General features: G+C 52.3%; 14 protein-coding genes, 1 tRNA gene and 1 pseudogene. 8 read left to right on the top strand and 8 right to left on the bottom strand.

Going from position 1 to position 13,552, the window contains the following annotated elements:
• The first annotated feature begins 74 nt into the window (after positions 1–74).
• On the top strand, positions 75–1,766 hold the full coding sequence (gene mepK, locus JCM12308_RS09450) for a peptidoglycan L,D-endopeptidase MepK (RefSeq protein ID WP_054783625.1): 1,692 nt from the start codon (positions 75–77) through the stop codon (positions 1,764–1,766).
• Between the two features lie 200 nt (positions 1,767–1,966).
• Here mepK and JCM12308_RS09445 read toward each other — a convergent pair whose 3' ends face one another.
• The gene (locus JCM12308_RS09445) at positions 1,967–2,233 is read right to left on the bottom strand and encodes a DUF2312 domain-containing protein (RefSeq protein ID WP_008551513.1); all 267 of its coding nucleotides are present in this window, start codon (positions 2,231–2,233) and stop codon (positions 1,967–1,969) included.
• A 438-nt stretch (positions 2,234–2,671) separates the two neighbouring features.
• On the opposite strand from JCM12308_RS09445, the gene JCM12308_RS28270 reads away from it, so the two are divergent.
• From JCM12308_RS28270 to pyk, 3 genes are all read left to right on the top strand, one after another.
• The gene (locus tag JCM12308_RS28270) at positions 2,672–2,929 is read left to right on the top strand and encodes a hypothetical protein (RefSeq protein ID WP_164845283.1); all 258 of its coding nucleotides are present in this window, start codon (positions 2,672–2,674) and stop codon (positions 2,927–2,929) included.
• A 298-nt stretch (positions 2,930–3,227) separates the two neighbouring features.
• On the top strand, positions 3,228–3,722 hold the full coding sequence (locus tag JCM12308_RS09440) for a DUF1036 domain-containing protein (RefSeq protein WP_037037809.1): 495 nt from the start codon (positions 3,228–3,230) through the stop codon (positions 3,720–3,722).
• Entirely contained in the window at positions 3,719–5,149 is a 1,431-nt protein-coding gene (pyk, locus tag JCM12308_RS09435; protein WP_008551633.1) for a pyruvate kinase, read from the top strand. The genes JCM12308_RS09440 and pyk overlap by 4 nt, the downstream gene beginning before the upstream one ends.
• A 185-nt stretch (positions 5,150–5,334) precedes the next feature.
• Here the strand turns inward: pyk and JCM12308_RS09430 are convergent, their stop codons facing one another.
• A complete protein-coding gene (locus JCM12308_RS09430; RefSeq protein WP_208978416.1) occupies positions 5,335–6,201 on the bottom strand; it encodes an oxidoreductase in 867 nt (288 codons plus the stop codon).
• A gap of 79 nt (positions 6,202–6,280) precedes the next feature.
• Between JCM12308_RS09430 and JCM12308_RS09425 the strand changes: the two genes are divergently transcribed.
• The gene (locus JCM12308_RS09425; RefSeq protein WP_054783547.1) at positions 6,281–6,820 is read left to right on the top strand and encodes a TetR/AcrR family transcriptional regulator; all 540 of its coding nucleotides are present in this window, start codon (positions 6,281–6,283) and stop codon (positions 6,818–6,820) included.
• An 11-nt stretch (positions 6,821–6,831) separates the two neighbouring features.
• Here the strand turns inward: JCM12308_RS09425 and JCM12308_RS09420 are convergent, their stop codons facing one another.
• The 4 genes from JCM12308_RS09420 to cpdR all read right to left on the bottom strand — a co-directional run bounded on the left by JCM12308_RS09420 (position 6,832) and on the right by cpdR (position 8,647).
• Positions 6,832–7,542: a tetratricopeptide repeat protein gene (locus tag JCM12308_RS09420; protein ID WP_208609236.1), complete on the bottom strand. Its 711-nt coding sequence runs from the start codon at positions 7,540–7,542 to the stop codon at positions 6,832–6,834.
• Between the two features lie 222 nt (positions 7,543–7,764).
• Positions 7,765–7,890, bottom strand: a complete 126-nt coding sequence (gene ykgO, locus JCM12308_RS09415; protein WP_008551489.1) for a type B 50S ribosomal protein L36 — start codon at positions 7,888–7,890, stop codon at positions 7,765–7,767.
• Positions 7,891–8,082: 192 nt separating this feature from the next.
• A tRNA-Val gene (locus tag JCM12308_RS09410) sits at positions 8,083–8,157 on the bottom strand.
• 133 nt (positions 8,158–8,290) lie between these two features.
• Positions 8,291–8,647, bottom strand: coding sequence for a cell cycle two-component system response regulator CpdR (gene cpdR / locus JCM12308_RS09405; protein ID WP_008551455.1), 357 nt, complete (start codon positions 8,645–8,647; stop codon positions 8,291–8,293).
• A 398-nt stretch (positions 8,648–9,045) separates the two neighbouring features.
• Here cpdR and JCM12308_RS09400 point away from each other — a divergent pair, with 398 nt between their 5' ends.
• A complete protein-coding gene (locus JCM12308_RS09400) occupies positions 9,046–9,948 on the top strand; it encodes an N-formylglutamate amidohydrolase (RefSeq protein WP_083417428.1) in 903 nt (300 codons plus the stop codon).
• A gap of 15 nt (positions 9,949–9,963) precedes the next feature.
• Here JCM12308_RS09400 and catB read toward each other — a convergent pair whose 3' ends face one another.
• Positions 9,964–10,587: a type B chloramphenicol O-acetyltransferase gene (catB, locus tag JCM12308_RS09395; protein WP_054783545.1), complete on the bottom strand. Its 624-nt coding sequence runs from the start codon at positions 10,585–10,587 to the stop codon at positions 9,964–9,966.
• A gap of 422 nt (positions 10,588–11,009) precedes the next feature.
• Here catB and hisN point away from each other — a divergent pair.
• Positions 11,010–11,799, top strand: a pseudogene (hisN, locus tag JCM12308_RS09390) (histidinol-phosphatase).
• On the opposite strand, the gene JCM12308_RS09385 reads toward hisN, so the two are convergent.
• Positions 11,796–12,737, bottom strand: coding sequence for an alpha/beta fold hydrolase (locus tag JCM12308_RS09385; protein ID WP_054783544.1), 942 nt, complete (start codon positions 12,735–12,737; stop codon positions 11,796–11,798). The pseudogene hisN and the gene JCM12308_RS09385 overlap by 4 nt on opposite strands.
• 118 nt (positions 12,738–12,855) lie before the next feature.
• Here JCM12308_RS09385 and JCM12308_RS09380 point away from each other — a divergent pair, with 118 nt between their 5' ends.
• Positions 12,856–13,494, top strand: a complete 639-nt coding sequence (locus JCM12308_RS09380; protein ID WP_054783543.1) for a pyridoxamine 5'-phosphate oxidase family protein — start codon at positions 12,856–12,858, stop codon at positions 13,492–13,494.
• Positions 13,495–13,552: the final 58 nt, after the last annotated feature.

Here is a 13,552-nt window from a genome sequence, read left to right as displayed (position 1 = left end):
ACTAGAACGAAAGAGGTGGGGCTCTGGGGTAAGGTTTTAGCCGATAACGCGAAAGCGAGATTCAATTGCGTGACATGATTGCATTCGGGCGCTCGGACTTTGGTAAACGTCTGCCTGGCATTTCAATGCTGGTCGCAGCTGTTCTTTGTGCGTTCTTCCTCACCTCAATTGCTTCGGCTAGTGCGAGTACACGCACGCTAAAGCTGTACTTCACCCACACAAAAGAGCGAGCGGAAATCACCTTCAAGCGCAATGGCCGCTATGACAAAGAAGGCCTTCGCAAGCTCAACAACTTCCTGCGGGATTGGCGTCAGAATGAGCCAACCAAAATGGATCCTGAACTGTTTGACCTCATCTGGGAAGTTTACCAGAAGGCCGGCACAAGCAAGTACATCCATGTGGTCTCAGCATACCGCTCTCCCAAAACCAACAATATGCTCCGCAAGCGCTCCAGCGGTGTGGCTAAAAACAGCCAACACACCAGAGGCCGCGCGATGGACTTCTTCATTCCAGGTGTAAGCACAGCAAAGCTGCGCGCCCTTGGTTTGCGTCAGCATGTTGGCGGCGTCGGGTACTACCCACGCTCAAACACACCGTTCGTTCACATGGACACGGGCTCCGTGCGTCACTGGCCACGTATGACACGCTCTCAGCTGGTCAAGGTGTTCCCGAAAGGCGATACCATTCACGTGCCGTCTGATGGCAAGCCTTTGGCACGCTACAAGCAGACCCTTGCTGAAGTGAAGCGCAGAGATTCAGGCCGCTCAACAAGCGTAGCAAGCCGCTCCAGCTCTTCTTCTAAAGCAAGCGCCAGAGCAACATCATCCAATAGTGGTGGCGGTTTCTTCTCTCGCCTGTTCAGCAACTCTGACAGCAATGAAGCAAGCAAACCAGCTCCTACACCGGCAACCAAGGCACCACGCGAGCGTGAGCCTGATCCAAGCCGCCGTGTAGAAAACGAGTTCAATGCTATTCCGCAGCCAAAAGTGGCACTGCTGGCAACACAGCCAGCAGCAAGCCCGGTTCCGGGAGCTGCATCACCACTCGCGCTGGCGTCAATCACACCCTACGCCAAGCCAAAGGCTGAAACCGAAGCAGCACCTGAAGCGACTGAGCAGAACCTCAATCTGTTCGCTTCCGCTCGTCCTCGCATCAAGCCACAGCAAATCATTCAGGTCGCCGCTTTGCCGGCGGCCACCCCTGCTACACCTCAGCGCGCGCCAATTATTCCGCAAAAAGTGGAAACACCAAAAGACGGCATCGCGGCAATTATCGCAGCAACTGGCGAAAAAACACCGGATAGCCTTCGCCCGCTCGTGAACTCACAGCTCGCGTACGCTTCCCCAGCATCTGGAAACGATCAGGCTAAGAACAAATTCAACAAGAAGTCCGCGCTCTCCGCTCAGGCACCATTCGCTGAGCAGCGCTTGCCAAACCTCTTGCCACCAAAGCCACAATCGGCGCAGCAGACTGTGATCTCCAAAGCAGTCCATAAAGCACCGCTGACAGGCTTCCACTCTGCACCAAAAGCAGACGCGGTGCTGATGCTAGACCCAACCTGGACCGCCAGAAACCGCCGCACCATCACGATGGAACATCCTGACCAGAACCAACTGGCAGTTCTGATGTCACCGGTCACGTCTGTCCTGAAAGACGCTCTGACCCAAACGCCATACCGCCCGATCCGCAAAAGCATCAACCGCGGCTCAGCAATCGCATGGCTCGACTCCATCTACACAGGTTCAGTCAAAGTCTCTTCCCGGTAAGCACCTCCAGCCTCCTTTTGAGAACCTAGCCCTTTCAACGCGAGAGCACCCACTCGCGGCAACTGTTTTTTATACCTGCCTCAAAGACAGCCAGTCTCAGCTCATTCCATCCAGAGCATCAGTTCCCTACTCCCAACAAAAAAGGCCCCTCACCGCAGTAAGGAGCCTCTTTCAGTATTCTCTTGTTGCTGACTGAGCGCTTACGCGTCAACCTCAACAGGACCAGCCATGCCGAGCGCATGCAGGTAAAGATCGAGGATCGCCTCTTCTTCTTCACGCTCATGCGGCTTACGCTTACGCAAGGAAACGATCTTGCGCATAACCTTCACGTCAAAGCCGTTGCCCTTAGCTTCCGCGTAAACATCCTTGATGTCGTCCGCGATAACTTTTTTCTCTTCTTCAAGACGTTCAATACGCTCAATAAATGCGCGCAGCTGATCTGCTGCTACACCACCGGCATCTGACATATGAAATCCACCTTACGTTCGTGCGAAACACCATTAACCTTGTTGTCTTGCTGCCAGAACTGAGCAGACGGGTCAACCGTTCACGATGTGTTTTCAGCAACCTTCACAGGATCTGGGGGAAGAACTCAGTTTCAATGGGAATATAAAACACTCGCCTCAATTGGTGCACAATCAGCTGGCAACACTCGGCCCCAAATTCATCTCAGCGTTGCAACGCACACTCCCGATCCGATAGTCCCAATCCATTCAATGGCTTCCAACTACCGTAAAGATAGGTGCCGTTACGTACGCACTGCTGCATAGATCAAAACATACTCACAATTGTCCAAAGATAAATCTGCGCGACAAATTCACACCCTAAATATATCAGAGCGCTTCACCTCTAAGCGGAAGTGTTCATTTGAAAATTTAAGATGACAACTTTTCCATTTCCATTCAATGGAACAACGCTACGAAACTTTTCCTGACAAAGTGTCGCATTACAAAGAAATAACTTGCCGCAGCACTAAGGATTTTCATGTATGCGGCCGAATGGATGCTTCAAATCCAACTGTAAAAACCGGACATTTGTCCGAAACGGCGTTTATCTCTTTGTCTTCTCTTTCTAAATATATTCGCAATAAGCAAGAGGAACTGTGGGAGGAGATAAGCTTTTCAGGCTTTCCTCTTGATTCCATGCAGAACTCAGGCCAATAAAGATACTTAGATTCCTAGAGGTAAGATCCGACTTTTGGATCATATTTCAAGTGTTGACGGGGGTCGTCCACACTCATCCAGAGTCAGGGCGGGGCAACCAAAGCATGACATGTCGGGTTTTCATCAATTCATCATCCTGCCGTTTTTGTGTGGCCAATGGTGAGCTGGGGCAACGTTCTTTACTCAGAACAACCTGTATTACCCTTTAGTCGTGCTCTGAAACGCATCGGCCATGGGCCGAACCACGTTGACAAGGGCATCAACTGAACGCATTAAACTGCCGTTTGTAGCTGTACATATGACTGTTATGAGAACATCCAGAAACGACTTCGCATCTGCTGTAACAAACCGTTTTCGGAAAAATTCACTGGCTCTTGCCTGTGTTGCTTTTGGAGTTCTGAGCTTTCAGCAGATCCCCTCTGCAAAAGCCGACTTTCGCGCATGTAATAAGACCGAAAGCACAGTCAACATCGCAATAGGCTACCGTGATGGCGCCGATTGGATCACCGAAGGATGGTGGACCATCGACAAAAACGCCTGTGACACGTTGGTGTCCGGCGATTTGGCGTCACGTTACTATTACTTGTACGCAGTACAAACGGATCAAAATGGCGAATGGGATGGCAAGGCGTATATGTGTGTACGTCAAAAAAAGTTCACCATTCGCGGTATAGAAGACTGTGTCGCTCGTGGTTATGAGCGAACAGGTTTCTTTGAAATAGATACAGGCGAGCAAAGCAGCTGGACGGTCCAGCTGACGGAGCCGGTAGAGCAAGGAACAGGTGGACGATGAAGCGTAACAGACGGGTCAAAATTCTAGCAACTCTCGGCCCGGCGTCTTCCGAAAAAGAAGCAATCAAAAAGCTATGGCAGGCAGGTGCGGACGTTTTCCGCATCAATATGAGCCACTCCTCCCACGAAGTCCTCAACAATCTGGTTGGTCGCATCCGCGAAGTTGAAGCAGAAGTAGGCCGTCCAATCGGCATTCTCGCTGACCTGCAGGGCCCTAAACTGCGTGTTGGCACTTTTGCAGATGATGCGAAGCCAGTTCTCGAAAATGGCGCAACCTTTGTTGTAGACGCAAACGAAACCCCAGGTGACGCATCCCGCGTTTACCTCCCACACCCGGAAATTCTCGGCAGCCTCGAAGTTGGTCACCGTCTCCTCGTAGACGATGGCAAGATCTGCCTGCGCGTGACCGAAGCATCTCCGCAGCGTTGTGTGACCACTGTTGAAGTGGGCGGCAAGATCTCCAACCGTAAAGGCGTTTCTGTTCCAGATACAGAAATCCCAGTTGGCGCTCTGACCGAAAAAGACCGCGCAGACCTGCTGGCTGCTCTCGATGCCAAAGTTGACTGGATTGCACTGTCCTTCGTACAGCGCCCAGAAGACCTCATCGAAGTGCGCAACACCACTCAGGGCCGCGTTGGCGTTCTGGCTAAAATCGAGAAGCCTCAAGCAATCGACCGTCTCTCCGAGATCATCGAGCTGTCCGACGCAATCATGGTTGCTCGTGGTGACCTTGGCGTTGAAATGCCTCTCGAGAAAGTTCCAGGCCTGCAGAAGCGCATGATCCGCGCATGCCGCAAAGCTGGTAAGCCAGTTGTTGTTGCAACACAGATGCTGGAAAGCATGATCACCTCCCCAGTGCCAACCCGCGCAGAAGTTTCTGACGTGGCAAACGCAGTGTTTGAAGGTGCAGACGCAGTGATGCTCTCCGCAGAATCTGCTGCTGGTGACTTCCCGTTTGAAGCTGTTGCGACCATGGACAAAATCGCGACCGAAGTTGAGCAGGACGAGAACTACCGTTCCATCATCCATGCTCAGCGTACAGAACCAGAAGCAACCGGCGCTGACGCAATCACTGCAGCAGCTCACCAGGTCGCTGAAACTCTGGATCTGGCTGCGATCGTGACTTACACCGCATCTGGTGGAACTGCACTGCGCGCTTCCCGTGAGCGTCCTGCAACTCCAATCATCGCGTTCTCTCCTGAAATGTCTACAGTTCGTCGCCTGACCATCGGTTGGGGCCTGCACTGTGTGGCTAACCAGGATGCAGCAACTGAGGAAGACCTCATCAACCGCGCATGCTGTCTTGCAAACAACGAAGGTTTTGCAAAGCCAGGTCAGCGCGTTCTGGTTTCTGCTGGTGTTCCATTCGGCACCCCAGGTTCCACAAACATGCTGCGCGTCGCGTTCGTTGGTTCCGAAGACGCATAAGCCGTCAACCAACACATCCAACACTACTGAAAAAGCCCGTGATCCAGTATCACGGGCTTTTTTCTTTCAATCGATTAAACCGCTGATATCCTAATGAGGCTTAGCCAACTTCCATTAGTAAAACGCCCATTTGAAATCAGTGAGCCATTCACTTTCATCCCACAGCCGCCGCGCAACTTCCGGATTCAACGCATGGCTTGCAATGCGCGCAACGCCAACAGGACCAACACTCTCCATCCGCTTCGTAGGGCCGTAGTACCATTCGGCTCAGCCTCCAAACCAGCAGCAGCCAATACGGTAGGCAGCGCACCTCGCTCAGCAGATTGAGCAAACAGCTTGTTCATCCATTTATAGGTCTTGCTCATCAGACCAGTCGGCCCCGTGCTCTGCAGATTGGTGGCAGACCACCCCGGATGGCCCATCGTGACAAAAGACGCACTCCCCGCATCTGACAGACGCCGCTGAAGCTCCAGACCAAACATCACATTCGCCAGCTTGCTTTGTGAGTAGGCCTTCATAGGCGCATAGGTTTCACGCATCATCAGATCGTTGAAGTTGATCTTGCCCATCTTGTGAACAAGGCTCGCGACGATAACAAACCGCCCCTGAGCAGCTTCAACATTAGGCTTCAGCAAGCCGGACCAGAGGAAGTGACCAAGATGATTGGTCGCGAACTGCAACTCGTAGCCATCAACACTCTTCAACTCAGGCGTTTGCATAATACCAGCGTTATTGATGAGCCCATCGATCTTGGTGTATCTTGTAGCAACAATTTCTGCTGCTGAGCGAACGGACGCCAGATCACTCAGATCCAACTGAACCAGATCAACTTTTCCTTTCGCTTGAGCTTGCAACGCATGCTGGGCAGCTGAACCTTTTTCAGCATTCCGGCAGGCAATGACCACATCACCGCCCGCTCCAGCGAGCATTCTTGCTGCCTCGAACCCAATTCCGGAGTTACCGCCTGTTATGATATAAGTCTTACCCTCAAGAGAAGGCAGTTGGTCCGCAGTCCAATCGGAAACTGCGCTGCTCTTGTTCGCTGTGCTCATTTCATTCTCCAACACGCAGCACTCACTCTGCTGCATAACAAAGTTGACAACATGAACTACAATTGTCAACTAGGTAAACATGAAAACAAACTTTGACAAAAAGAAGGCGCTGGGTGTTTTCGCTCAATACGGCTTTCGGAAGACTTCAGTCGGTGACGTTGCAAACGCGGTCGGCCTCTCACGCCAATCGCTCTATAAAAAGTTTGGAAGTAAGGAAGAGCTATTCCAGACCATAATCGAGGAATACTCTGAAGAGATCGGCCTTCAAGCACTGGAAATCCTTGAAGAAAAGTCAGATGACACCAAGTCCCGCATCCTGAGCGCACTAGACACAATTATTGGCCAGCACGTAGACCTGATGCGGAACTCTGTGCATGGCGCTGAGTTGGTTCGGATGGGCGAACAAGTCATGTCATCCGTCGGCAAAGGCCTAATGCCCCAGGTCATGCTCAAAATCGCTTATGTCATTACTGAGAGCTATGATGACCGCACCAAAGAACAAGCCGAAGATGATGCTTTCATCCTCTTCACCCTCGCCAAAGGGCTCTCCCTCACAGTCTCAAGCTACGCGGAATATAAAGACGGCATCACAAGAGCTGCTGATCGCATTCTGGGCTAAAACCCCACCTGCTAGTGATACTGCCCCCACAGTTCCTCACGCAGGCTTTTAACGGCGTCCTGAGCATTCTCCAACAACGGATAGATGCTCAGCACATGCTGGAACACCTCCAACGCCTTCTCGTCCTCACCTGTCTTTCTAAGGATCATGGCAAAGCCAGAGAGCGCCGGATAATGCCGCGGTTCAATCCGCAGCACCTGTTCAATATCCGCAAGAGAACGTCCCAGATCTTCCTTCAGGAAATGCACCGTCGCCCGTCTGTTCCATCCCTCTACATATCCGGGATCAAGACGAACCACCGCATCCAACAGATCCAACGCCAAACCGTATTCCTTGCCCTCAATCGCCCTCGCAGAGCGCATCATGAGCAGATCCAGCGTGTGACTACCAGACTGCATGAAAAGGCTATGGATACGGCGTGAGATCGCCTGAGCGTCTCCCAGCGTGTCAGCATCCCTGAGCTCCAGAAAGAGCGCATCCAACAACTGCTGACGCGTATAATGCGCAGAGTGCCCGTGGCCAGGCGCAGATCGCCCAATCTGAGCAGGCCCACCAGCAGGTCCATCAAGAACCGCATCTGGCCCCATGTTCAGCTTTGGATGCCCATCTGGCAATCCGCGCACCACTTGCAGATCTGAGAGCCCTGTAGAGCCACCACGCTCAGAGGCTACAGAACCACCGGCGACCATCAGACATGCCAGTGCTGCCGCTCTACCTGCCACGGCAGAGCGCCTTAACCAGTCAGAATGTCGAGAGAAAGGGGCCCTTCCAGAAAATCCGGAAAGTCTATTGAACAGAAACCTGAGTGCTCCTGAAGCGGAGCTGTTTGGGCGTTCAAACGAAAAAAACCGCATAGCAAAAGCATCTCACTTTTGCTACGCGGCTTGCAACTCTTAGAACCAAGGGTTTTTCGCGCTGTTTTATTTCAAATCAGCGCAACAAACTTAACCCTGACGTGCTTTAAAGCGTGGGTTCTTTTTGTTGATGATGTAAACGCGACCCTTGCGGCGTACCATGCGGTTATCACGATGGCGGCCCATGAGTGCCTTAAGAGAGTTCTTAATCTTCATTATCCTACCCCCGGTTAGGGACAATACTTAGGGATCCTGAAGTACCACGATCCGCCAGTGAAAAGAGGCGCTAAGCGCCTCCAGTGTACAGCCTCTGATCTCGCCGCGCTGCGTTCTTAAAGAAGCGGCGCTGGACCTGAGATCAGGACCCGCTCCGCCGGATATACATCCAAGATGTTAACCGACGAAAAATGGTGGGCGTGACAAGGATCGAACTTGTGACCCCTACGATGTCAACGTAGTGCTCTCCCGCTGAGCTACACGCCCGAAACTTTCAAAGAAGCTCGTCCGTCAGCGCTTCAACGCTGCGGTGGAGAGGCGTATAAGAGGAATCTGGAGAACGTGCAAGTCCAAAATTGGAAATTTGCTGTCTCTTTCCACATTCGCCCCTAAAAACTGACTAAACGAGCATTTTTTCCACTTCGCGCACCAGATCCTTTAGGTGAAAAGGCTTGGAAAGAACCTTTGCATCCTGCGGTGCTTTGGAATCAGGATTAAGCGCAACAGCAGCAAATCCAGTGATGAACATGACCTTCAGATCCGGATCAAGCTGAGTAGCTTTGCGAGCCAGTTCAATCCCGTCCATTTCGGGCATCACAATGTCTGTCAGCAAAAGCGCAAAAGGCTCTTCACAGATGCGTTCGTATGCGCTCTTTCCGTTATCAAAGGAAACAACAGTGTGCCCAGCCTTCTCAAGTGCCTTGGACAAGAACTGGCGCATGTCATTATCGTCTTCCGCGAGCAGAATTCGAGACATGTTCGACAACCTTAAAACTCCAGGTGCAGCGACGAGGTTCCCCTCTCAGAGCCGCCCCGTAAATTATTAGAATATGTCAGACGCACTCACCCCTCGCAATCCGACAGATTCCGAATAACGTACGCTGTTAGGTTCAGGAAACTACTCGGGAATACCTGTCAAAACAATAGGGACAAATGAAACAGGTTCACTTCTGAAGAGACTTCTGCGTCAACTGAGGGTCCAGAGCCACACCGCCCCCGCAAACTGCGTAAAATCTCTGAGATCTCTTGCCTATTTCATAAGCAGACTTTGTAATGTCTGGCCCATGGGGCGATCTCCCTCTATACTGGGCGGGATTGCGGCGATTAAGGAATGTAAGCTCTGTGACAGTTTTGGAAGATCATCAGATTAAAGCCATTGCGAACTATAGCAGTACGCTTGGCACCGGAGATCAGGTCCCCGCTTTTGAGGTCCTCTCCCCAGATGAACATTCTGTCCCCTTTGTCTTTAACAGCCCCCACTCCGGGCGGGCGTACCTTTCGTCATTCCTGCAATCTTCTCGTTTGGACACCACACAGATCCGCCAGAGCGAAGACGCCTTCGTCGATCTTCTGATCAAAGATGTAGAGCACCTCGGAGCTCCGGTGCTCAAAGCAAACTTCCCGCGTGCTTATATTGACGTGAACAGAGAAGCCTATGAGCTCGATCCAAAGATGTTCGAAGGCAAACTCCCAAAGCACATCAACTCGCGCTCCCTGCGCGTTGCAGGCGGCCTCGGCACCATTGCACGTATCGTAGGCGAACGCCGCGAGATCTACCGCACCCGCATTCCTGCAGAAGAAGGTCTGGATCGTATTGAGAGGGTCTATAAGCCCTATCACAACACCTTGCGGGGCCTCCTGAACAACGTGCAGGACAAGTTTGGCCTTGCAGTCCTGGTGGATTGCCATTCCATGCCGTCGGCCAACTCCAACAAGAACCATGATCCCAAAGCCGATTTCGTCATTGGAGACCGCTTTGGCACCAGTTGCTCCGCGTGGCTCTCCTCCTGCGCAGTCGGCCTGTTGCAGAACATGGGCTATAACGTAGCGCTCAACCGCCCGTACGCTGGCGGCTACATCACTGAGAACTACGGCCGACCTGAGCGTGGCATTCACGCCCTTCAGGTCGAAATCAACCGCGCACTCTATATGGACGAGCACGCCCACCAACCTCACTCAGGTTTCCATGACCTGCGTAAGGACTTGATGGAGTTTCTGACTGCACTGGTGGAAATGGTGACAGAAACCTTCACCAGAGAAACATTGGCTGCAGAATAAACTGCAGCCCATCCCTTAAAAGCCAAGCCAATAATCGTAAAGCCGCTCGATGTCTGACGAGCACAACAACGGCATGGCCCCTTTCAAAGTGTCATCGTTCCAGTCCCACCACTTCATCTCCTGAAGCATCTGCACCTGTTCCTCTGAAAAGCGGGAACGGATAACCTTGGCCGGATTGCCTGCAACAACCGCATAAGCAGGGACATCCTTTGTCACCACTGCACGACTGCCAATCAACGCTCCATCTCCGATCTGCACCCCCGGCATGATCATGGCCTCAGATCCAATCCAGACATCATTGCCGATGCGCGTTGAGCCGGAAGGTTTATAGCCATCCGATGCCCCCTCAAACGCAGGTTCATCAAAGTAATGGAACGGGAATGTCGAAGCCCACTCTGCCCGATGGCCTTGGTTCCCAGCCATCATGAACACGGCACCAGACCCAATCGAGCAATACGAGCCGATGATGAGCTTGTCTTGCTCATCCTCATCAGCACTCAGATAGCGTGCGCACTCATCAAAACTGTGGCCGTGATAAAAACCGGAATAATAAGAATGCTTTCCAACGATGATGTTGGGATTGGTCACCTGCTCCCGAAGCGGAATGCCCTTAAACGGACTCTCGAAGTAATTCGACACCTTTTCCTCCCCTGCCTTGCAACCTTCCTACGATGGGGAGCATTAACAACTTAACAAAAAAAAGGCCGCGCTCATCCGGGAGGCGGCCTCTAGTCTAGGGAGGAAACACCCTTTCGCGAAGGGCGGCGCAGACTCCAAATGTCGCGCTGCAACAAGGCTTACATCGCATCGCAAAAACGTCAAGCACTCAACACCGGAATCGCGCCTTTCCTAGACGAATTGGCCAGTTTGTATCCTTGCGACAACACCCTGATTTTTCAGGGATCATGGACGTTGGTATGAGTTTCATGCAGTGCACTAGCACTAAGTCGTAGACGCTCCCGGCACGTTAAAAATGCGTCTATTGACCCTACGCATTTGCACTTTTGAAAATCCTGACTATGGTGCGCAGGCGATTGACTGCTCCTACCGGATGAATTGATATGACCTCTTCCAATCCTGATTACGCTTTTCTTCACAAACTTGCTGACGCTGCAGACGCAAAAACCATGCAGCATTTCCGCAGCGGCTATGAGGTCGACAACAAGCTGGATGCAGGTTTTGATCCGGTCACCATCGCGGACCGCTCAGCAGAAGAAGCAATCCGCGCTGTTCTGGAAGCAGAACGACCAGATCATGCATCATCGGTGAGGAATACGGCAGAACCCGAGACGACGCAGAAAACGTCTGGGTTCTTGACCCTGTCGACGGCACCCGCTCTTTCATCTGTGGTACACCGCTTTGGGGCACGCTGATTGGCCTCAGAACCAACGGCAAAGCCTCTCAAGGCATCATGAGCCAGCCGTACAACAGCGAACGTTTCTGGGGCAATTGCGAAGAAGCCTTCATGACCGGCCCTTTGGGTGAGCGCACGCTGAAAACACGCAGCTGTGCCTCTCTGTCAGAAGCAATCATCACAACAACAGAGCCGTCACTCTTCACAGAGACCGAACGCCCTGTGTGGGATGCAATCTGCGCAGAAGCCCGCCTCACACGCTACAGCACGGATTGCTACGCTACGCCATGGTGGCAGCTGCTGGCTTTGATGCAGTCATCGAAACAGGCATGAACACCTACGACATTCTGGCTCTGATCCCGATCATCGAAGGCGCAGGTGGTTTCGTCACCAACTGGACTGGCGGCAATGCTGCAGATGGTGGCCAAGTGCTCGCAACAGGCGACAAGCGCCTGCACGACGAACTCCTCACCAAACTGGCAAGCGTTGCTGCTTAATCAGCACTTCCGGGAATAAACGCGTCAAACGCAGCCCAGAACTGCTCACGATAAGGATCTCGCTCCATTAAAATCTCGTGGCGAGATCCTCGAATTTCCAGAAAGCTCATGCCAGGACAAGAGCGGCACAGCTCTTCGGCATCATCTGTCGAAACAATTTCATCCCGTCCAGCACCAATCACCAAGGACGGAACGCCAAACTCGATCTGAAATTCCGGCTCTTTGAAGCGCTCTGTCGCCATGCCCATCGCACGAAACCAGCTCACAGTCGGCGAACCAAGCCCTAACTGCGGTGCCGCTTCAAGAATATCATTCATGCGCTTGAACCGTTCAGGATCAGAAGTAAGCGTGTTGCCATCATAGTCAACGAGGATCTTGTCGTTGCCGCCCGGAACAAACGCGTTCCCCATTCCAACCCAAACGAGGCTTTTCGCCAAAGCTCCTGCAAACTTGCGAATCCGCCCACTCATCGCAAGACCTACCAAAGGTGCCGTCAGCACCGCACGATCAATCTTGGTCTTGAGGCGTCGGTTCGCATGCATAACCACAGCCCCACCTGTTGAGTGCCCAAGCAGGAAGTGTGGACCGGGACAATCAGAGAGAGACACATTGTCGAGAACAGCGTGCAGGTCGAGCGCAAACTCATCAAAGCTTTCAACGTGGCCACGTCGCTCGTTCTTCAGCAACCGCTCTGAGCCACCCTGCCCGCGCAAATCAAAGGCCACTACATAAAAGCCACGTGCCCGCAGCTCCTCAACGACCTCGAAGTATTTCTCAATAAACTCGGTCCGCCCCTGAACAATGGTCACCGTTCCCTTCAGCGGAGCCCCTGTCGGAGCCCAGCGTGCCCAACGGATTTTCACATTGTCTTCCGTCTGCACAAAGCCAGACTCAGTCCCTTCAGGAACACGATTGAAATCCGTATCGACCAGCAGCATCAGCACGTAACCTCTAGTTCTCTCACACTCAATTTGATAGCCTCTCCGGGTAACCCGCCGCAACCGCAATTTCTGGAAGTTTTCTCAGTTCCAGTACGCGGACTTAAGGATATTTTTCATGCAAGACGCAGACCTGAAATCTGTTTCCCACGAAATTACCAGTCTGGAGCAACTCGAAGAGCTCTATGGCAGCCCCAAGCAAATCTCGATCGATAAAGAGGTTGGCTACATTTCAGAGCATTATAAAACATTTATCGAAGCATCTCCCTTCTTCGCACTGTCGACTGTTGCAGAAGAAGGTACAGACTGTTCTCCACGTGGTGACCCAGCTGGTTTTGTAAAGGTCATCGACGAAAAAACCATCGAATTTGCAGACCGCCGCGGCAACAACCGCATCGACAGCCTGCGCAACATCGTAAGAGATCCACGCGTCTCTTTGCTCTTCATGATCCCGGGTATTGGTGAAACTGTGCGAATTAACGGTAAGGCCAGCATCTCCACGGATCCAGCTCGCCTGGAAGCACATATGATGGAAGGCAAACTGCCTAAATCCATCATTACAGTGACCGTCGACACCATCTACTTCCAATGTCAGAAAGCCATCTACCGCTCCGGCCTCTGGACAGAAGAAGCAAAAGTTGATCGCAAGACGATCCCATCTGCTGGGCAAATGGCACAGTCTCTTTCAAAGGTTGAGTTTGATGGCGCAGCCTACGACAAAGCTTACCCAGCTCGTCTGAAAGAAACAGCTTACTAAACCCAGACACCGAAAGACCTGCCTTGATCGCAAAAAGGCAGGTCAGACGGATAAACAG

This window comes from Pseudovibrio denitrificans JCM 12308, assembly GCF_001310815.1.
In the GTDB taxonomy this organism is placed as follows: domain Bacteria; phylum Pseudomonadota; class Alphaproteobacteria; order Rhizobiales; family Stappiaceae; genus Pseudovibrio; species Pseudovibrio denitrificans.
This window is presented reverse-complemented; position numbering and strand designations above follow the sequence as displayed.